Annotated in this window: 17 protein-coding genes; 7 read left to right on the forward strand and 10 right to left on the reverse strand. The window is 70.3% G+C overall.

Going from position 1 to position 18,901, the window contains the following annotated elements; genetic code table 11:
- The 3 genes from GAS53_RS41605 to GAS53_RS41615 all read right to left on the reverse strand — a co-directional run bounded on the left by GAS53_RS41605 (position 1) and on the right by GAS53_RS41615 (position 2,487).
- The gene (locus GAS53_RS41605) at positions 1-666 is read right to left on the reverse strand and encodes a vWA domain-containing protein (protein WP_151482961.1); all 666 of its coding nucleotides are present in this window, start codon (positions 664-666) and stop codon (positions 1-3) included.
- An 85-nt stretch (positions 667-751) separates the two neighbouring features.
- Positions 752-1,249, reverse strand: a complete 498-nt coding sequence (locus tag GAS53_RS41610) for a hypothetical protein (RefSeq protein WP_151482962.1) — start codon at positions 1,247-1,249, stop codon at positions 752-754.
- Positions 1,246-2,487: a methyl-accepting chemotaxis protein gene (locus GAS53_RS41615; protein WP_151482963.1), complete on the reverse strand. Its 1,242-nt coding sequence runs from the start codon at positions 2,485-2,487 to the stop codon at positions 1,246-1,248. The genes GAS53_RS41610 and GAS53_RS41615 overlap by 4 nt, the downstream gene beginning before the upstream one ends.
- Before the next feature lie 202 nt (positions 2,488-2,689).
- Here GAS53_RS41615 and GAS53_RS41620 point away from each other — a divergent pair, with 202 nt between their 5' ends.
- Positions 2,690-3,412, forward strand: coding sequence for a tellurium resistance protein TerA (locus GAS53_RS41620; protein ID WP_151482964.1), 723 nt, complete (start codon positions 2,690-2,692; stop codon positions 3,410-3,412).
- A 106-nt stretch (positions 3,413-3,518) separates the two neighbouring features.
- On the opposite strand, the gene GAS53_RS41625 is transcribed toward GAS53_RS41620, so the two are convergent.
- The gene (locus GAS53_RS41625; protein ID WP_151482965.1) at positions 3,519-4,676 is read right to left on the reverse strand and encodes an acyl-CoA dehydrogenase; all 1,158 of its coding nucleotides are present in this window, start codon (positions 4,674-4,676) and stop codon (positions 3,519-3,521) included.
- Positions 4,677-4,866: 190 nt separating this feature from the next.
- On the opposite strand from GAS53_RS41625, the gene GAS53_RS41630 reads away from it, so the two are divergent.
- Positions 4,867-6,210, forward strand: a complete 1,344-nt coding sequence (locus GAS53_RS41630) for a UDP-glucose dehydrogenase family protein (protein ID WP_151482966.1) — start codon at positions 4,867-4,869, stop codon at positions 6,208-6,210.
- A 113-nt stretch (positions 6,211-6,323) separates the two neighbouring features.
- Here the strand turns inward: GAS53_RS41630 and GAS53_RS41635 are convergent, their stop codons facing one another.
- Positions 6,324-6,824, reverse strand: coding sequence for a CGNR zinc finger domain-containing protein (locus GAS53_RS41635; RefSeq protein ID WP_151482967.1), 501 nt, complete (start codon positions 6,822-6,824; stop codon positions 6,324-6,326).
- A gap of 213 nt (positions 6,825-7,037) precedes the next feature.
- On the opposite strand from GAS53_RS41635, the gene GAS53_RS41640 reads away from it, so the two are divergent.
- A complete protein-coding gene (locus tag GAS53_RS41640; RefSeq protein ID WP_151482968.1) occupies positions 7,038-7,403 on the forward strand; it encodes a VOC family protein in 366 nt (121 codons plus the stop codon).
- 25 nt (positions 7,404-7,428) lie between these two features.
- Here GAS53_RS41640 and GAS53_RS41645 read toward each other — a convergent pair whose 3' ends face one another.
- The 5 genes from GAS53_RS41645 to GAS53_RS41665 form a co-directional block, all read right to left on the reverse strand.
- Positions 7,429-8,655, reverse strand: coding sequence for a dipeptidase (locus GAS53_RS41645; protein WP_192583502.1), 1,227 nt, complete (start codon positions 8,653-8,655; stop codon positions 7,429-7,431).
- Positions 8,656-8,883: 228 nt separating this feature from the next.
- Positions 8,884-10,116 (reverse strand): RNA polymerase sigma factor, encoded by a 1,233-nt coding sequence (locus GAS53_RS41650; RefSeq protein ID WP_225859415.1) that lies wholly within the window; start codon positions 10,114-10,116, stop codon positions 8,884-8,886.
- Positions 10,117-10,297: 181 nt separating this feature from the next.
- Complete coding sequence (locus tag GAS53_RS41655; RefSeq protein WP_151482970.1) at positions 10,298-10,654, reverse strand: YciI family protein; 357 nt, start codon at positions 10,652-10,654, stop codon at positions 10,298-10,300.
- Positions 10,655-10,824: 170 nt separating this feature from the next.
- Entirely contained in the window at positions 10,825-11,916 is a 1,092-nt protein-coding gene (locus GAS53_RS41660) for an LCP family protein (RefSeq protein WP_151482971.1), read from the reverse strand.
- Positions 11,917-12,079: 163 nt separating this feature from the next.
- Positions 12,080-13,147: a LacI family DNA-binding transcriptional regulator gene (locus tag GAS53_RS41665; protein WP_151482972.1), complete on the reverse strand. Its 1,068-nt coding sequence runs from the start codon at positions 13,145-13,147 to the stop codon at positions 12,080-12,082.
- A 142-nt stretch (positions 13,148-13,289) separates the two neighbouring features.
- Between GAS53_RS41665 and GAS53_RS41670 the strand changes: the two genes are divergently transcribed.
- From GAS53_RS41670 to GAS53_RS41685, 4 genes are all read left to right on the forward strand, one after another.
- Positions 13,290-14,663, forward strand: a complete 1,374-nt coding sequence (locus tag GAS53_RS41670; RefSeq protein ID WP_151482973.1) for an ABC transporter substrate-binding protein — start codon at positions 13,290-13,292, stop codon at positions 14,661-14,663.
- A gap of 11 nt (positions 14,664-14,674) precedes the next feature.
- Positions 14,675-15,577: a carbohydrate ABC transporter permease gene (locus tag GAS53_RS41675; protein WP_151483008.1), complete on the forward strand. Its 903-nt coding sequence runs from the start codon at positions 14,675-14,677 to the stop codon at positions 15,575-15,577.
- 4 nt (positions 15,578-15,581) lie between these two features.
- On the forward strand, positions 15,582-16,487 hold the full coding sequence (locus GAS53_RS41680) for a carbohydrate ABC transporter permease (protein ID WP_404829405.1): 906 nt from the start codon (positions 15,582-15,584) through the stop codon (positions 16,485-16,487).
- A 97-nt stretch (positions 16,488-16,584) separates the two neighbouring features.
- Entirely contained in the window at positions 16,585-18,894 is a 2,310-nt protein-coding gene (locus GAS53_RS41685) for a beta-xylosidase/alpha-l-arabinosidase (RefSeq protein ID WP_151482974.1), read from the forward strand.
- Positions 18,895-18,901: the final 7 nt, after the last annotated feature.

Genomic DNA, 18,901 nt, shown 5'->3' on the forward strand with positions numbered 1-18,901 from the left:
TCACAGCTTGTCGAGGGAGACGGTGGAGAAGCCGGGCACGGTGTCGTCCACGGCCAGCGTGAATCCGTTGCCGCCGTCGGCCGCGATGCTCCCGGCGGACCGGACGATCGACCGCGTGAGGCTGGACGCGAACTCGCGAAGTGCCTGGGCCGGGGACACCGAGGTGTCCTTCTGGATGAACGCCCGGAAGTTGGCGACCTGCCCGATCGTGGACTCCTGCGCCTCGCCTATGCCGAAGGCGATGATCTTCGGACAGAACCGGGACTGGGTCAGTTCCTTGTACGCCTGCTCCCAGTCCGAGTCGGTGGGAATGCCGTCGGACAGGAAGAAGGCCACCGGGCGGTACACCTCGTGGCCCTCCGCCTTGAGCGCGGCCACATCGGCTTCGATGCAGCGCAGCAACGTGCGGAACGCGTCGCCGTACGAGGTGAGCCCGCCTGCGGCCAGCGCGGGCACTTCGTCGATGTCGCTGAGGTCGACGAGTGGTTGGAGCACGGTGGCGCTGTCGGAGAAGCCGATGAGGGAGAAACGGGTCTTGTCGGCGACGGTGGGGTTGGTGCTGATCTCGTGGTGCAGTTCCGGAAGTGCGCCGTTGATGGAGTCGATCGAATCGCCGGACATCGACCCGGACTCGTCACAGAGCAGGTAGAAGGGCAGGATTTGCAAGGTCTCGTGCCTCCGGATCAGTACGTGCAGAAGATCAGTACGGGTGGACGATCAGTACAGGTGGACGGTCAGTGCAGGTGGACGGTCAGTACGTGTAGAAGTAGATCTCGATGTCGGCGTGGCCCGAGGAGGCTCCGCCCTTCCAGAAGTCGCGTGTGGTGGCGCCGCGGAACATGTCCGAACGGGCCTTCTCCAGCAGTGCGTTGACCTCGTGGGCGTAGCTGCCGCCGGCCCCCGGGTCGGTGTGGCGGCCGAAGGTCAGCACGAAGGCGGCCTGCCGCCCCTCGTAGCGTGCCGTCGCCTTGCGCAGCTCGCGCACGATGGCGTCCTTGTCCCCTGCCCTCGCGTCGACACCCACCTTGACCGGCGTGCGGACCACGGCCCGGGGGCCCTTGTTCCGGGGTTTCTTGCTCTGCTCCGACGCCGAGGGGGAGGGCGAGGGGCCCGGGGTCTTCGCGGCCTGTGGGTCTCCCTGGTCTCCCATGGCCACCAGGGCGAGAACGAGCAGCATGTCCGCGAACAGCCATCCCGCCAGATGCAGTGGCTGGAACCTCCGGCCCTTCCGGCTCGCCGGCCTCCTCATCGGGCCTCGGTCAGGGACGCCGGAGGCAGCTGCGGGGTCTGGTCCGCGAGTTCCGGCTCTCCGACGTCCTGGCCGTCGGCCGGCCGCGGCGCCGGATCGGCCCGCAGTTCGTCGGCGAGCCGTGAGAACTTGTCGGCCGCCGCGCGCAGCGCTTCCGTGTGGGCGCTCAGTTCACGCACCGCGTGCTGGGACTCCTCGACGGCGCGTGCCGTGCCCTCCGTGACGTCACCGAGCCTGCCGAGCAGTTGGACGGACACGTCCGAGGCCACCTCGATACCCGTCGTGTAGGCCCGCTGGGACGCGGCCAGTACGGTGACGGACTCCTCGACACGGTCACCGGCGCCCTCCACGGCGAGCCGTACCTCACCACTGGCGTCGCGGACGTCGTCGAGCGCCTTGCGGACCTGCGTTCCCCCGTCGCTGACCGCCGCCTCGATGCGGCCGGCCGCGGCCTCCAGGGGCCGGATGGAGGTGTCCACCCCGGCCAGCCGGCGCTCGGCGGCCTCCACCGCCCCGCCCACGACGGAGGCGGCCGACGTGAGGTCCTTCTGGACCTGGACGGCCTTGCTGCCCAGCTTGTTGAGGGTCGACGCGGCTCCGGTGAGCTCGGCGGCGAAGCGCTGGGGAGAGCTGAGCCGCTGCTGGTTCAGCAGCAGTTGGGCGCGGGTCAGCGCCGGTACGAGCAGCGCCATCAGTTCCTCGGAAGCGCGGTCGGCGTCCTCCTCCCGGCGCGTGACGGCGGACCGTCGCAGGCCGTGCACGAGGACCAGGGCGAACAGCACGGCGATGGCCACGGTGGCACTCATCGCCACGTGGCCGAAGGTGAACGCTCCGGTGAGGCGCCCCTCGAAGCCGGACTGCCACAGTTGCAGGAACGGCCGGGCGGCGGCCTCCGGGTCCGCTCCGGTCAGCGCCCCGTACGCGCTCGACGCCCGGGTCAGGCCGTACCAGGTGAGCATCAACGGCACGAAGACCAGCGCGCCCAGCACCGCTTCGGCATAGGACCAGCCCTTGTGCTCGGGCTCGCGGTCGCCGGTCGCGTGGAGGCTCTCCGGCCGGGCGTACGCGGCGAGCAGGTCGAGATCCGACCAGGGATCGAGCGCGGCGGTGTCCTTGTTCCGAAGCGCGTCCGCGAGGGCGGTCAGCTCTTCCTTCCGGGTCCCGAGCGCCGGCCGTTCGGCCAGATCCTTGATGCTCTGAGCGACCACATGACGGTCCATCAGGGCGCCTTTCGGCATGCCCACCCCCACAACACGACGGACGCGGGGGTGCGTTGACGGCACGCGTGGATCCCCACCCGTATGAAGTGCCCCTGAACCCCCGCCAGTTCACACGCACCCGACGTGTGACCGAAGGCACAGAGAGTACTCCAGATCCGTGCGCCCGCGCATAAACTCCCGGCACCCGCAGTATCCCGAACGGCGTTGTGAGGGGGCGTAGTTGAGCAAGGACGATCGACCGCGCGGCACCATCCGCCTGAGGCCCACGGCCGACGGTGCGCAGGCCGCCGGCCGCGAGCCGGCCACCGGCCGGGAACAGACCGCCGCCCGCGAGCGGGCCGCCGCTCGTGACGGGCGTCCGCGGCCGTCCTCGTCGGCGGACATCGCGCTCACCAAGGCGGCGCCGCAGGCCCGCATCGCGGGGCGCGGCGTCCTCCAGGTGAACCTCAACTGGTCGGCGGCGACCGAGGCGGACCTCGACCTCGGCTGCCTGGCCGCCTTCACCGACGGCTCGGGCCTGGCGGTGCAGCCCTTGGGCAACTCCTTCGGCTCCCTGACCACGTGGCCGTACGTGGAGCTCGACCAGGACGACCGCACCGGCGCTTCGTCCGACGGGGAGACGCTCCGGATCAACCTCGACCGGCGTGAGCACTTCCGGCGGCTGCTCTTCTATGTCTACGTGTACGAGGGCGCCGTGGACTTCCGGCGCCTGGGCGCCACGGCCACGGTCACCGCCCCTTCCGGCGGCTTCCGCATCGCCCTCGACGACTCCCCCGGCGGCGTCAACGGCTGCGCGATCGCCCTGGCCGCACCTGGTCCGGACGGGCTCACGATCAGCCGCGAGGTCCGCTGGTACACCGCCACGGAGCGGGATCCGGTCCAGCAGTTGATGGACCGGACGTACGGCTTCGGCTTCCCGTGGACATGGGGGACGAAGGACTGAGACACGGGGGACGAAGGACCGAGCGACAGGCCGTCGGCCGGCCACAGGCGTTCGGAGGCACCCCTTAAGGGGTGCCTCTTCTCCGGACTTGTACCGGAAGCCGGCGCTACGGCAGGTTGCGGGCCATCACGATCCGCTGGACCTGGTTCGTGCCTTCGTATATCTGCGTGATCTTCGCGTCGCGCATCATGCGCTCGACCGGGTAGTCGCGGGTGTAGCCGTAGCCGCCGAGGAGTTGTACGGCGTCCGTGGTGACCTCCATCGCCACGTCGGAGGCGAAGCACTTGGCCGCGGCGCCCTGGAAGGTGAGGTCCGCGTCGCCGCGCTCGGACTTCGCCGCGGCCTGGTACGTCAGGGCGCGAGCCGCCTCGATCTTCATGGCCATGTCCGCGAGCATGAACTGGATGCCCTGGAAGTCTGCGATCGGCTTGCCGAACTGCTTGCGCTCCTGGACGTAGCCCTTGGCGTAGTCGAGGGCGCCCTGCGCGATACCGAGGGCCTGCGCGGCGATGGTGATGCGGGTGTGGTCCAGGGTCTTCATCGCCGTGGCGAAGCCCGTGCCCTCCTCGCCGATCATGCGGTCGGCGGGGATGCGGACGTTGTCCAGGTAGACCTCGCGCGTCGGGGAGCCCTTGATGCCGAGCTTCTTCTCCGGAGCGCCGAAGGAGACGCCCTCGTCCGACTTCTCGACCACGAAAGCGCTGATGCCCTTCGAGCGCTTCGTCGGGTCGGTGACCGCCATCACCGTGTAGTAGTCGGACACGCCCGCGTTCGTGATCCAGCGCTTCACACCGTTCAGGACGTAGAAGTCGCCGTCACGGACCGCCTTCGTCTTCATGCCCGCCGCGTCCGAGCCCGCGTCCGGCTCGGAGAGGCAGTACGAGAACATCCCGTCGCCCTTGGCCAGCGGCGTCATGTACTTCTTCTTCAGCTCCTCGGAGCCGGACAGGATCACGGGGAGGGAGCCGAGCTTGTTCACCGCGGGAATCAGGGACGAGGACGCGCAGACCCGCGCCACCTCCTCGATCACGATGACCGTCGCCAGCGCGTCCGCGCCCGCGCCGCCGAACGACTCCGGTACGTGCACAGCGTGCAGATCGGAGGCGACCAGGGCGTCCAGGGCCTCCTGGGGGAACCGGGCTTCCTCGTCCACCACGGCGGCGTACGGCGCGATCTTCGCCTCGGCCAGCGAGCGGATCGCGTCCCGGAGCATGTCGTGCTCCTCGGACGGGCGGTACAGGTCGAAATCAGCCGATCCGGCCAAGGTCTCTCACGCTCCAAAGACGCTGTGATGCTGACGCTAATTACCGTTAAGTAACCCAAATTTTAGGGGCCTGCCCACGCGAGTGATACGTGAGCTTGGCGACAGGGGGAAATGTGCCCGGTGAGGGGCTCGAACACGCCCCGACTATGCTCGGGCACCGCACCCAAGGCCGCATATCCCAGGAGTACCCATGGCCCTCAAGATCACCGTGATCGGTACCGGCTATCTCGGCGCCACCCACGCCGCGGCCATGGCCGAGCTCGGTTTCGAGGTGCTGGGGCTCGACGTCGTCCCCGAGAAGATCGAGATGCTCAAGCGGGGCGAGGTCCCGATGTACGAGCCGGGTCTCGAGGAGCTGCTGCGCAAGCATGTCGCCGGTATCGAGGGGGCCAGCGGGCGGCTGCGGTTCACCATGGACTTCGCCGAGGTCGCGGAGTTCGGAGACATCCACTTCGTCTGCGTGAACACCCCGCAGAAGCACGGTGAGTACGCGTGCGACATGTCCTACGTCGACGCCGCCTTCGCCTCGCTCGCACCCCACCTGAAGGGCCCGGCCCTCGTCGTCGGCAAGTCCACCGTGCCCGTCGGGTCGGCCGAGCGGCTGGCCCGCACACTGGTCGACCTCGCCCCCGCCGGCGAGGACGTCGAGCTGGCCTGGAACCCGGAGTTCCTGCGCGAGGGCTTCGCCGTGCAGGACACCCTGCACCCCGACCGCATCGTCGCCGGCGTCCGCAGCGAGCGCGCCGAGAAGCTGCTGCGCGAGGTGTACGCGACGCCCATGACCGAGGGCTCGCCCTTCGTGGTGACCGACTTCCCGACCGCCGAGCTGGTGAAGACCTCCGCGAACTCCTTCCTCGCCACCAAGATCTCCTTCATCAACGCGATGGCCGAGGTCTGCGAGGCCGCCGGCGGCGATGTCGTGAAGCTCGCCGAGGCGATCGGATACGACGACCGGATCGGCAAGCGATACCTGCGGGCCGGTATCGGCTTCGGCGGCGGCTGTCTACCCAAGGACATCCGTGCCTTCATGGCCCGCGCCGGTGAGCTGGGCGCCGACCAGGCGCTGACCTTCCTGCGCGAGATCGACTCCATCAATATGCGGCGCCGCGGCCAGATGGTGGAAATGACGCGCGAGGCGCTGGGCGTGGATTCCTTCCTCGGGAAGCGGGTCGCGGTACTCGGCGCCACCTTCAAGCCGGATTCCGACGACGTCCGGGATTCGCCCGCGCTGAATGTCGCGGGGCAGATTCACCTTCAGGGCGGCCAGGTCACGGTCTACGACCCCAAGGGCATGGACAACGCGCGGCGGCTCTTTCCCACCCTGGGATACGCGGACACCGCGGTCGACGCCGTGCGCGGCGCCCATGTCGTCCTGCACCTCACCGAGTGGCGCGAGTTCCGCGAGCTGGACCCGGCGGCGCTCGGCGAGACCGTGACGGACCGCGTCCTGCTGGACGGCCGCAACGCCCTCGACCCGGCCACCTGGCGCGCTGCGGGCTGGACGTACCGGGCGATGGGGCGGCCGACGGCCTGAGCCGCACCGCCACGACACCCACTCCGCTGGTCCGCAGGCGCCTCGACGGACTGCTCGTCCTGGCGGGAGTGGTGGCTACTTGGCGCGGTAGGGGCTACTCGGCGCGGTAGCCGCTACTTGGCGCGGTAGCGGCGCATCTTCGCCCGTGCGCCGCAGACCGACATCGAGCACCAGCGGCCACGCCCCGCCGGGCTGCGGTCGTAGTAGGCCCAGTGGCAGTCCGGCGCCTCGCAGGCCTTGAGACGGAGCCAGGTGCCGGCGGCGAGGGACTCGGCGACGGCCGCCGCCACGCGGGAGGTGAGAGCGGCCGGGTCGGTCGGCCGGAGGCTCGCCGAGCCGTCCGCCGCGGTGACCGCGACGACGAGCGGGGCCGTCGCGAGCAGCTCGTCCAGGGGGCGCACCTCGCGGTGAGGCGGGTGGCCCGCGTGCGCGAGGCAGACGGCACGCAGTGATTCGCGCAGCTCGCGCGCGGCCTCCACGTCCGCCTCCGCCAGGCCCAGCCCCGCGCGCCCCTCCGCCGTGTCCAGCGAGTCGGCACCCGACTCGATGTCCAGGGTGTTCACCAGGGACTCGATCAGGGCCAGTCCGCCAGGTGCGGGCGCGCGGTCGCTCATGGTTGCGACGTTACCTCCGGCGGGAGGCATGCGGTAACCGAGCACCACCGCTGCGTGTGCGCAGGCGCGTCACGTTGTCGGCACGCTGAGCCGCCATTGCCGACACCTCCCCCTCTTCCCGCCTCACCCTTGCGCCGTTACCCCCAATGGGGAAGCATGCGGTAACGGTTACTGGTTGGACAGACATAGTGGTAACGAACCGAGGAGGAAGTCATGGCTCTCGCCAAGCTGGGCGCCGTCGTCCTGGACTGTCCCGACCCGCGGGCGCTCGCCGGGTTCTACGCGGAGGTGCTGGGCGGCACCGTCGAGGGTGACGACGACTGGATCGACCTGCGGCTGCCCGACGGGCAGCCGCTGACGCTGGCGTTCCAGGCCGCCCCCGGGCACGTACCGCCGAAGTGGCCCGCGCCGGACGACTCGCAGCAGTTCCATCTGGACCTGACGGTCGAGGACATGGACGCGGCGGAGAAGGAGGTCCTGGCGCTGGGCGCGAAGGCGCTCGACACGGAGGACCGGAAGCGGAACTGGCGGGTGTACGCGGACCCGGCCGGGCACCCGTTCTGCCTCTGCGCCGACTGAGGCCGGCCGTGGGCCGACCGCCGGCTTACCCGTCGAGTTCGGCGATCCTCGCCGTGGACGGCTCGCGGCGCTGCCGGGCCGCGCGGCCCGTGAAGTCCGCGCTGCGCAGGACGCGTTGGACGTTGCCCCAGGTGAGCAGGGCCAGGTCGGACTCGGACCAGCCGCGGCGGAGGAGTTCGGCGACGAGGCGCGGGTAGCCCGAGGCGTCGGGCAGGTCCTGCGGGTGCGCGGCCCCGGAGTCGTACGTCCCCGAGAGGCCGATGCACTCCGGGCCCGCGAGCTCGCGTACGTGGTCGAGGTGGTCCGCGACGTCCCGTACCGACGGGCCCGTCTGTTCGGCGGTCAGCGGGACCAGGCACAGCCCCTTGGTGTCGCCGAGTTCGACGAGCACGTCGTCGGAGAGGTTCGCCGGGTGGGGGCGCAGGGCGCGGGCGGCGGAGCGGGTGCACACGACCGGGGCCTTGGAGATGGTGAGGGCGCGGCGGACGGTCGCGGCGGAGGCACCAGACAGGTCGACGAGTACGCCGACGCGGTTCATCTCGCGTACGACCTCCTCGCCGAACCTGGTCAGCCCGCCCTCCCCGGCCCAGGTCACGCCGGAGAGAGTGAGGACGCGCAGGCCGAGGGTGTGCAGCGCGCGCAGGATGCCCAGCGAGTCGTCCAGCGCGGCGGCGCACGCCGGGCCGAGCAGTACGGCGATCCGGCCGCAGTTCCTGGCATCCGTGACCTGCGCCGCGCTGTACGCCATCCGCAGGCTCTCCGGATGCGCCTCCACCACGGTCTTCACCAGGTCGAGCTGCTCCAGCGTGGCCCCGACCGCCCGTTCACCGGCGAGCCCCTCGGGCAGATGCAGCGACACCAGCAACGCGCCTACGTGCCCCGCGCGCAGCCTCGGCATATCCGTGCCGACCGTGCTCTCGCCGAGCTCCAGGTCGTACCAGGGGAGGCGCCGCAGCGCCCACGGCAGACCGCTGTAGCCGTCGGCGACGGGGTGTGCGGCGAGGAGGGCGTGGGCGCGGGCCAGCGGGGCACGGGCCGCGTCGCCGTCGAGGCCGGCCTCGCGCTCGTCCTCGTACGCACCCTCGGTCTCGAAGGCGTCCGGGGCTTCCAGGGCGTTCGGGTCCTCGAGGGCGTCCAGGATGTCCGGGGCTGCCGGCTCGAACGCCCTCTCACCATCCAGGTGACCCGCATCCAGGTGATCCACTTCGCCGGCCTCGGCGGTTGCGTGCAGTTCGTCCTGCAGATCTGCCATGGCGGTGCTCCGGGGTCCGGTGGTGGCGACAGGTACAGCCACCGTGACACGGGAGCGGGGCGGGGTCTTGGTGGGTGGAGCGTTCGGGGTACCGCGCCCCTTGAGGGGCGCGGGCCTGTGGCATTTGGGGCTCCGCCGCGATGGGGGTCCCCCCGCTCGAGCGAAGCCGAGAGTGGGGGAGCGACCGGCCCCCGCCGACCCGCGGATTCCGAACCGCTCCCGGCGGAGCTAACCGCACTCGACCGCCCGCGCCAGCAACAGCTCCCGCTCGCGCTCGTTGCGCGTGAGCGAGGCCGCGCGCTCGAACTCCGCCCGCGCCTCCTCCGTACGCCCGATCCGCGCCAGCAGATCGCCGCGCACGCTGGGCAGCAAGTGGTAGTCGCGCAGGGCGGGTTCGGCGGCGAGCGCGTCCACGATGACGAGCGCGGGCCCGGGTCCCTCGGCCATCGACACGGCGACCGCGCGGTTCAGCTCGACGACGGGGGACGGGGCACGGGCGGCGAGCAGCCCGTACAGCGTGGCGATCCGCGTCCAGTCCGTCTCCTCGTACGTGTAGGCGTGGGCGTGGCAGGCGGCGATGGCGGCCTGGAGGACGTACGGCCCCGGGCCACCCGTGGAGACGGACTCGGCGCGGGCGAGGGCGGCGAAACCGCGGCGGATGAGCAGGCGGTTCCAGCGGGACCGGTTCTGGTCCTTGAGCAGGACCGGCTCCCCCGACGGCCGGGTCCGTGCGGCCGATCGCGAGGCCTGGAGCTCCAACAGCGCGGCCAGCCCGTGCACTTCGGGCTCCTTGGGCATCAACTCGGCGAGTACGCGGGCGAGTCGCAGGGCGTCCTCGCACAGCGCGGGCCGCAGCCAGTCGTCGCCGGCGGTGGCCGCGTACCCCTCGTTGAAGATCAGGTAGATGACCTCGAGTACGGATCCGAGGCGGGCCTCGCGCTCGGGCCCGTACGGCACCTCGAAGGCGACGCCCTTCGCGGCGAGCGTCCGTTTGGCGCGCACGATGCGCTGGGCGACCGTCGCCTCCGGGGCGAGGTAGGCGCGGGCGATCTCGGCGGTGGCCAGCCCGCCGAGCAGTCGCAGGGTGAGGGCGATGCGGGCCTCGGCGGAGAGCACGGGGTGGCAGGCGGTGAAGACGAGCCGCAGCAGGTCGTCGTCGATGTCATCGGGATCGGACGGCTCGTCGATGTGCCCGTACGGCGCGGCCGTCTCCAGATCGCGCCCCATCTCCGCCAGCTTCCGCGCGTACCGCTCGCGCCGCCGTACGAGATCGATCGCCCGGTGCTTGGCCGTGGCCATGAGCCACGCGCCCGGGTTGTCCGGCACCCCGTCCCTGGGCCACTGCTCCAGGGCCGCGACCAGCGCGTCCTGCGCGAGCTCCTCCGCGATCCCGACGTCCCGCACGATGCGCGCGACCCCGGCGATGATGCGGGGCGACTCGATACGGAAGACGGTTTCGATGGCGTGGGCGGGCGTGTGGGCGGGGGCGGCGGCCGGGTCGGGCGGGGCCGCGGGACGGCTCGCGGTGCCCGGTGGCTCCGCATCGCGGCCCGGGGTGTCTGTCGGCTCTGGTTCTGACGACGGCGCTGACTCTGGTCTCACGCTCCACCATCAGACACCCCCGGGCGCGTACGGCCAAGGTTCAGCTCTCGACGACTTCGCGAACCTCGCAGGTCACCGTCCAGTGCGGCTCGTGGATCTGGAGGAACCGCTTGGTCCATTCGATGGCCTCGGCCTTGTCCTTGGCCTGCAGCATCGCGTACCCGCCGACGACCTCCTTCGCCTCGGTGAACGGCCCGTCGGTGACGGACAGCTCCCCGCCCTCCCACCGAACCCGCGTACCCTCCGCGGTCGGCGTCAGCCCGGAGGTGTCCAGCAGGACCCCCGCCTTCGTCATCTCCTCGATCAGCTCCCCCATCCGCTCCATGAGCTCCGGGCTGGGCCCCTCGGCGGGCGCGTTCTGCTCGTCGATACGGATCATCGACAGGTAGCGCGGCATGGTGACTCCCTGGTCCTTCTCGGTACGGAGGCGGGGCTCCTCCCCGCTTCTCCCTCTTACCCGTGCGTCGAACGGGAGGCGGCGGGATCGACAGGCTCAGCCGGATTTCTTCGAGATTTCTCCGAGAAGATCTCCGCCAGGGGCGTTTCCGCAGGTCACGAGGTCAATTCTCACTTCAGGGACTCCCACAGCTCGCCGGCTTCCGGCTCGTCCGCCACGACCCGGTTGCGGTCCGAGGGGGCGGTGACCACCGGCATGGTGACCGTCTCGGTGGTGGAGGAGGAGAGGGCCTTCAAGCTCTGGCCGAGGCCCATCAGTTCGGTCAGGGAGTTGAGGCCGGTGTCCGTGGTGAGGCTGTCGGTCAGGGCGTCGGCGACGTTGTAGAGGCGGGTGGGGCTGGTGAGGAGGCTGGTGGAGGCGACCTGGTCGAGGAGGGCCTTCACCAGTTGCTGCTGGAGGGTTATGCGGCCGAGGTCGCTGCCGTCGCCTATGCCGTGCCGGGTGCGGGCGAGGGCCAGTGCCTCGGTGCCGTCGAGGTGGTGGGTGCCCGCCTCCAGTTCGAGGTGGCTGTCCTCGTCGGAGATGTCCTCGTCCGTCGTCACCGTGACCCCGCCCAGCGCGTCCACCAGGTCCGCGAAACCCGCGAAGTCGATCTCGATGTAGTGGTCCATGCGGACGTTCGTCATGGACTCCACCGTCTTGACCGCGCACACGGGCCCGCCGACCGAGTACGCACTGTTGAACATCGCGCCGTAGGCCACCGCCGTAGAACCGCCCGAGTCCAGCGGGCAGGAGGGGCGCGTGACGAGGGTGTCGCGCGGGATGCTCACGACGGTCGCCTTCGTACGGCCCTCGTCGAGGTGGACGATCATCGCGGTGTCGGAGCGGGCTCCCCCGCTGCTGCCGCCGCCAAGTTCCTTGTTCCGCTTGCCGTTTCGCGAGTCCGAGCCGAGAACCAGGATGTTGAGCGCGCCACTGGGGAGCGGGGTGGCGGAGACCGAGTCCGGCCCTGTCGGGATCGGCGTCGTCATCCCCCTCGCCGGGCGGTCGTCCCCCAGCGCGCTGTCGATGTCGACGCTCTTGATGTTGTGGTTCAGATGCCAGTACGCCCACGCCGCCCCGGCCATCGAGACGACGAGGACGCAGCCGAGCGCGACTCCCGCCGCCCTGAACAGCCGTGACCGTCGCGACCGTTGACCCCCGCCGCGTATCGCGGCGCCCCCGCCCCCGTGCTCGTTTTCTCCGCTCACACAGAGGAACATAAGTCCGAATTATTACAAGGAGGAACCACTTCCCGGCTTTCCTAGGGAAACTCTCATATTTCGTTGAGTTTTCTCAGATGACATCAGGTGACACCAGAGGTCGGGCGGACGCCCACGAAATTCTTCGAAAGTTTCGACCGCATCCTCCGACCTCGGCCGACCTCTACGCCCCCGCTCCTGCTCCGTAGTACGCCGCCCGCCCCTCCCCGGCAGGCGCTGCCGTACTGCTCCGCACCACCAGGCTCGTCGCCAGCTCCACCCGTGTCGCCGTCGACGGCCGCTCCCCGCGCCCCAGGTCGAGGACGAGCCGCGCCGCGGCCTCGGCCATCTCCGTGAGGGGCTGGCGGACGGTGGTCAGCGGCGGGCCGACCCAGCGGGCGACCGGCAGATCGTCGAAGCCGACGATGCTCAGGTCCTCGGGTACGCGAAGGCCCAGCTCGCGGGCGGCCTCGTACAGCCCCAGGGCCTGGAGGTCGTTGCCCGCGAAGACGGCCGTCGGCCGGTCCGGAAGCTTCAGCAGCGCCAGCCCCTCCCGGTAGCCGCTCTCGTGGTGGAAGTCGCCGGTGCGGATCAGGGACGGATCGACCGGCAGGCCGGCCGTGTCGAGCGCGGCCCGGTAGCCGTCGAGCCTCGCCCGGCTGCACATCATCCGCGAGGGCCCGCTGATCACGCCGATGCGGCGGTGGCCGAGGTCCGCCAGATGGCGGGTCGCCGCCAGTCCGCCCTGCCAGTTGGTGGCGCCCACGGACGGCACGTCGTCGCCGGGGTCCCCCGCCGGGTCGACCACCACGAACGGGATCGAGCGGCTGGTGAGCAGCGCCCGCTGGGACTCGTCGAGCCCGTTCAGGACGAGGACCACGCCGTGCGGGCGGCGGGCGGCGACCTGGTCGGCCCAGGTGCGGCCGGGGGTCAGCCGGCCCGCGCTCTCGGAGAGGACGACGCTCAGCCCCTCGTCCCGCGCCACGTTCTCCACGCCCCGGATGACCTCCATCGCCCAGGCGCTCTCCAGCTCGTGGAAGACCAGATCGATGAGGGGCGACCGGGACGCCTCCGCCCGGCGGCGCCGATAGCCGTGATGGCGCAGCAGCTCCTCGACCCGGGTCCGGGTCGCCGGGGCCACATCAGCACGGCCGTTGAGCACCTTCGAAACAGTCGGAGCGGAGACTCCCGCCTCGCGGGCGATCTCGGCGAGTGTCGCTGACTGGGCTACAGCGGGATTCGGGCGAGTCATGGACTGGATCGTATCCCTGCGCAACCTCTTGACGAAGCCCTTCGACCGCCATACGTTCCCGGAACATTCGAAATGCCACCCGAAACATTCGCGACGCGAGCGAGCCGCAGGGGCTGCGCGAGCCAAAAAAAGAGGTGCTGTCATGGAGTCGATCAGCGGGCGGTCCAACGACGGGCGGCCCACGGGCGGAGGCCTCGGAAGCCCGGGCAGCCGGACATTCAGCAGGCGCTGGATCCTCGGCGCCGGTGCCACCACCCTGCTCACCACCGGACTCACCGCCTGCGGCTCCAGCGACGGTTCCGGCGGGGGCGGCGGCACGATCACCGCCTTCGTGTACGGGGACGACGCGGTGAAGGTGCAGGAGGCGTCGGTCAAGCGGTTCAACGCCTCGGCCGCCGCCAAGAAGGCCAAGGGCAAGGTCAAGCTGACGAAAGTGCCGGGCTCCGACTACTCCCCCAAGCTGCGTACGGCCATGGGCTCGCCCAGGCAACCGGACGTCTTCTTCAACTGGGGCGGCGGCTCGATCAAGGCCTACCAGGAGTCGAAGCAGCTCGTCGATCTGACCGACATCATCGAGGCCGACCCGGTCCTCACGAGCGGCTTCCTGCCCTCGGTGCTCGCGGCGGGCGACCTCGACGGGCGTCACTACGGCATCCCGATGCGCGGCATGCAGCCCGTGATCCTCTTCTACAACAAGTCGGTCTTCGCCGAGCACAAGCTCCAACCACCGAAGACCTGGGACCAGTTGCTGGACATCAACGCCAAGCTGAAGGCGGCGAAGATCACCCCGTTCGCGCTCGGCGGCGCCGACATGTGGCCCGAGCTGATGTGGCTGGAGTACCTGGTCGACCGCATCGGCGGCCCCGAGGTCTTCAAGCGGATCCAGAACGGCGACGCGGAGGGCTGGGGCGACCCGGCCATGCTGAAGGCCGCCGAGATGGTGAAGGAACTGGTCGACGACGGCGTCTTCGGCTCCGCCTTCAACTCCGTGTCGTACGTCAACGGCGGCGCGCCCGCGGCCTTCGCCAAGGGCAAGGCGGCCATGCACCTGATGGGCTCGTGGGAGTACTCGACGCAGCTCGGAAAGTTCCCGGACTTCGCCAAGAAGAACCTGGGCTGGGCCGCCTTCCCCACGGTCGAGGCCGGCACCGGCGACGTCCGCAACGTCGTCGGCAACCCCACCAACTACTGGTCCATCAACGCCCGCACGAAGAACCAGGACGCCGCCGTCGCCTTCCTCAAAGACGCCGCGTCGGAGGCGTACGCACAGGCCCTCGTCGCCAACGGAGACGTACCGACGACCTCCAACGCGGCGAAGCTCCTCGCCTCGGCCCCGAATCCCGAGTACGCGAAGTTCCAGTACGACATGGTCGAGCAGGCGCCCGCCTTCACGCTCTCCTGGGACCAGGCGCTCGGTGACGAGCTCGCCACGCCCATGCACACGGAGATCAGCAAGCTGTTCCTCGGCAAGTCCTCGCCGAGCCAGTTCGTGGCGGCCTGCAAGGAGTTGAAGTGAGCGCCACGAAAGTGAGCACCACGGTCCCGACGAAACACCCGCCGGCGACAGCGAAGCCCGGCAAGGCGCACGCGGGCCGTCCGCACGCCGCCTGGGCCCTTCCCGGCGTCCTGTTCTTCGCGTTCTTCGCCGTCGTCCCGATGGGCGTGGCGTTCTATCTCTCGTTCACCACCTGGGACGGCCTCGGCGACCCACAGCCCGTCGGCCTCGACAACTGGCAGAAGCTGATCAACGACGACCGGATGGTCCAGTCCCTGTGGCTGACAGTCCTGCTGACGGCCGCGAGCTGGGTCTTCCAGACGGTCGTCGCGCTGCTCCTCGGCGTCTGGGCGGCGGGCCACCAGCGCAACCGGGCGGTGCTCTCCGCGATCTTCTTCGTCCCGTTCCTGCTCTCCTCGACGGCGATCGCGCTGCTCTTCTACGCCCTGCTCGACCCGAACTTCGGCATCATCCAGAAGAACACCCTCGGCTCCTCCAGCGGCGCGTTCCTCGCGATCGTCTTCGTCGGCGGCTGGCAGTTCATCCCCTTCCACACCCTGATCTACCAGGGCGGGGCCCGCCAGATACCCGACGTCCTCTACCAGGCGGCCGCGATCGACGGCGCGGGCCGCTACCGCCAGTTCTTCTCGATCACGCTCCCGCAGCTGCGCCACACCATCACGACGTCCACCGTCCTGATGGTCGTCGGCTCGCTCACGTACTTCGAGACCGTGCTGATCCTCACCAAGGGCGGCCCGGGCACCGACACGGCGATCCTGCCGTACCTGATGTACGAGGCGGGCTTCAAGAGCTACGACTTCGGCTACGCGAGCGCCATCGCGTCCTTCCTCGTGGTGGCCGCCACGGGACTGTCCCTGATCCTCGTGCGGCTGACCGGCTTCGGCGGCATGCGCAGTACCCGCGAAGGGATGTGACGGAGTGTCACACGATACGTTGCCGCGTCAGCATCCCGTGAAGACCGAGGAGCGTCCCACCGGGCCGCCCCCGACGCGCCGCCGCCGACACTGGACGAAGCGCGCCAACCCGGTCGCGGGCCTGGGCTCGGTCCTGTGGCTCGCGGTCGTCATCGTCCCGATCTACGCGATGCTGTCGGCCTCGCTCACCAGCCAGGACAAGGCACTCACCGGCAACCCGCTGACTCCGCCCACGAGTCCGACGCTCGACAACTACAACACGGTCCTGAACAGCGGCTTCGGCCATCTGCTCAGCAACACGGCGATCGTGGCCGTCGCGGTCGTGGCCATCGTCCTCACCCTCTCCGTCCCGCTCGCGTACGTGGCCGTCCGCACCCGCAACCGCTGGTCGGGCATGGCCTTCCGGCTCTTCCTGCTCGGCGTCGCGATCCCGGCCCAGGCGGTCGTCGTCCCCCTCTACCTCCTGATCGCCAAACTCGACCTGTACGACAGCCTGCTGGCGGTCATCCTGCCGACGGCGGCCTTCGCGATGCCGGTCTCGGTACTCGTCCTCGTGGGCACCCTGCGGGACGTCTCGGAGGAGCTGTACGAGGCGATGGCCCTGGACGGCGCCTCCCCGCAGCGGATGCTGTTCCAGCTCGCCATCCCGATGGCCAAGGGCGGCATCAGCACGGTCGTCATCTACTCGGCGCTGCAGGCCTGGAACGGCTTCCTCTTCCCGCTGATCTTCACGCAGTCGGACGGCCCGCGCGTCCTGACCCTCGGACTCTTCAACTACGTCAGCCAGTTCGGCGTGAACATCCCCGCCCTGCTCGCCTCGGTCGTCCTCTCCGGCATCCCCATCTTCGCCGTCTATCTGGTGGCCCGCCGTGCTCTGGTCGGCGGCCTGATGGGCGTGGGTGGCAAGTGACACCTGACAAATATCGAAATCTGAAATCTGTCATCCGTCATCTGATATCTGTCACCCCCCATCTGTCATCCGACGTCCGGCATCTGACAGGAGTTTCATGACCACCGCCCCCTGGCGCGACCCCGCCCTGCCCGCCGAGGCCCGGGTCGACGACCTGCTCGCCCGGATGACCCTGGAGGAGAAGACCGCCCAGCTGTACGGCGTGTGGGTGGGCGCCGCCACGGACGGCGACGGAGTCGCCCCGAACCAGGCCGAGATGACCTCGGACTACGACTGGGACGAGCTGATCGCCCAGGGCCTCGGCCAGCTCACCCGCTCCTTCGGCACGGCCCCCGTGGAACCGGCCCTCGCCGCACAGGCACTGGCCCGCGCCCAGCGCCGTATCGCCGAGGCCGGCCGCTTCGGCATCCCGGCCGTCGCCCACGAGGAGTGCCTCGCCGGCTTCACGGCCTGGGGCGCCACCGCATACCCGGTACCCCTGGCCTGGGGCGCCACCTTCGATCCGGACCTGGTCGAGGAGATGGCCCGCCGCATCGGTCACGACCTCGCGTCCGTCGGCGTCCACCAGGGTCTCGCCCCCGTCCTGGACGTCGTACGGGACCCGCGCTGGGGCCGAGTCGAGGAGACCATCGGCGAGGACCCGTATCTCGTCGGCACGATCGGCGCGGCCTACGTCCGCGGTCTGGAGTCCGCCGGAATCGTCGCCACGCTCAAGCACTTCGCCGGGTACGCGTCCTCGGCGGGCGCCCGCAATCTCGCTCCCGTACGGGCGGGTGTACGGGAGTTCGCCGACATCACCCTGCCGCCGTTCGAGTTCGGGCTGCGCGAGGGCGGGGCCCGCTCGGTGATGGCCGCGTACACGGACACGGACGGTGTGCCCGCCTCCTCGGACCCGTATCTGCTGACGGAACTCCTGCGGGAGCAGTGGCAGTTCACGGGTACGGTCGTCGCCGACTACTTCGGCATCGGCTTCCTCGAGACCCTGCACCGGGTCGCGGGCACGAAGGCGGAGGCCGCGCACGCGGCACTGGCGGCCGGGATCGACGTCGAACTGCCGACGGTCCGCTGTTACGGAGTCCCGCTCGTGGAAGCGGTACGAGCGGGCGACATCCCGGAGTCCCTGGTCGACCGGGCGGCGGCCCGCGTCCTGCGCCAGAAGTGCGAACTGGGCCTGCTGGACGAGGACTGGTCCCCGGAGCCGACGGGCCCGATCGACCTGGACTCGCTCGAGAACCGCGTCCTGGCCCGTCGCCTGGCCGAGGAATCCGTCGTCCTGCTCTCCAACCCGGACGGCCTGCTCCCCCTCGCCCTCGACACCCGGATCGCCGTGGTGGGTCCGCGGGCCGCCGACGCGCTGGCCATGCTGGGCTGCTACTCGTTCCCCTCCCATGTGGGAACGCACCACCCCGACAAGCCCATGGGCATCGAGATCCCCACCTTGCTGGAGTCCCTCCGCACGGAACTCCCCGATGCCAAGATCACGTTCACCGAGGGCTGCGACACCACGGACCCGGACACCTCCGGGTTCGAGGAGGCCATCGCGCGCTCCGCCGAGGCTGACGTCTGCGTGGCCGTACTGGGCGACCGGGCCGGCCTCTTCGGCCGGGGCACATCGGGCGAGGGCTGCGATGTGGCCGATCTTCAACTGCCGGGCGTACAGGCCCAGTTGCTGGACACTCTCACCGCCACCGACACACCCGTCGTACTGGTCCTGCTCACGGGCCGCCCGTACGCGCTGGGCCGATGGCACGACCGCCTGGCCGCCTCCGTCCAGGCGTTCTTCCCGGGGGAGGAGGGCGGCCCGGCAGTGGCTGGAGTGCTGTCGGGCCGCGTAAACCCGTCGGGCAGGCTCCCCGTGAGCGTCCCGCACGCTCCCGGTGGCCAGCCGTGGACCTACCTCCAGCCCCCGCTGGGCCTGGCCGGCACGGTCAGCAACCTGGACCCGACCCCCCTGCACCCCTTCGGCCACGGCCTCGGCTACACGGCGTTCACCTGGGAGGATGTCGAGGACCGGGAGGCGGAGATCGGCACGGACGCGTCATACGACGTGTCGGTGACCGTCCGCAACACGGGCGACCGCGAAGGCGCGGAGGTCGTCCAGCTCTACCTCCACGACCCGGTGGCCCGCGTAACCCGCCCGGACGTCCGCCTCATCGGCTACCACCGCCTCACCCTGTCTCCCGGGGAGGCCCGCCGCGTCACCTTCCACTTCCACCCGGACCTGTCGGCGTTCACGGACCGCACAGGCCGCCGCATCGTGGAACCCGGCGCCCTGGAACTCCGCCTGGGCAGGTCCAGCACCGACATCCGCCACACGACACGCGTGACGCTGAAGGGCCAGGAACGATTCCTGGGCCCGAACCGCCGCCTACGCTGCGAATCCAAGGAGACAGAGGCGCCCTTTTAGGGGCGCG

It is taken from the genome of Streptomyces albicerus, assembly GCF_008905045.1.
GTDB classification, from domain to species: Bacteria; Actinomycetota; Actinomycetes; order Streptomycetales; family Streptomycetaceae; genus Streptomyces; species Streptomyces albicerus.

What these genes read in the sequence shown, in the direction of transcription:
- GAS53_RS41610 (WP_151482962.1), bottom strand. Translation starts at nt 1,249, where the DNA reads ATGAGGAGGCCGGCGAGCCGGAAGGGCCGGAGGTTCCAGCCACTGCAT.
- GAS53_RS41615 (WP_151482963.1), bottom strand. Translation starts at nt 2,487, where the DNA reads ATGCCGAAAGGCGCCCTGATGGACCGTCATGTGGTCGCTCAGAGCATC.
- GAS53_RS41630 (WP_151482966.1), top strand. Translation starts at nt 4,867, where the DNA reads ATGGCCCTCAAGATCACCGTGATCGGTACCGGCTATCTCGGCGCCACC.
- GAS53_RS41635 (WP_151482967.1), bottom strand. Translation starts at nt 6,824, where the DNA reads ATGAGCGACCGCGCGCCCGCACCTGGCGGACTGGCCCTGATCGAGTCC.
- GAS53_RS41640 (WP_151482968.1), top strand. Translation starts at nt 7,038, where the DNA reads ATGGCTCTCGCCAAGCTGGGCGCCGTCGTCCTGGACTGTCCCGACCCG.
- GAS53_RS41645 (WP_192583502.1), bottom strand. Translation starts at nt 8,655, where the DNA reads ATGGCAGATCTGCAGGACGAACTGCACGCAACCGCCGAGGCCGGCGAA.
- GAS53_RS41655 (WP_151482970.1), bottom strand. Translation starts at nt 10,654, where the DNA reads ATGCCGCGCTACCTGTCGATGATCCGTATCGACGAGCAGAACGCGCCC.
- GAS53_RS41660 (WP_151482971.1), bottom strand. Translation starts at nt 11,916, where the DNA reads ATGTTCCTCTGTGTGAGCGGAGAAAACGAGCACGGGGGCGGGGGCGCC.
- GAS53_RS41665 (WP_151482972.1), bottom strand. Translation starts at nt 13,147, where the DNA reads ATGACTCGCCCGAATCCCGCTGTAGCCCAGTCAGCGACACTCGCCGAG.
- GAS53_RS41670 (WP_151482973.1), top strand. Translation starts at nt 13,290, where the DNA reads ATGGAGTCGATCAGCGGGCGGTCCAACGACGGGCGGCCCACGGGCGGA.
- GAS53_RS41685 (WP_151482974.1), top strand. Translation starts at nt 16,585, where the DNA reads ATGACCACCGCCCCCTGGCGCGACCCCGCCCTGCCCGCCGAGGCCCGG.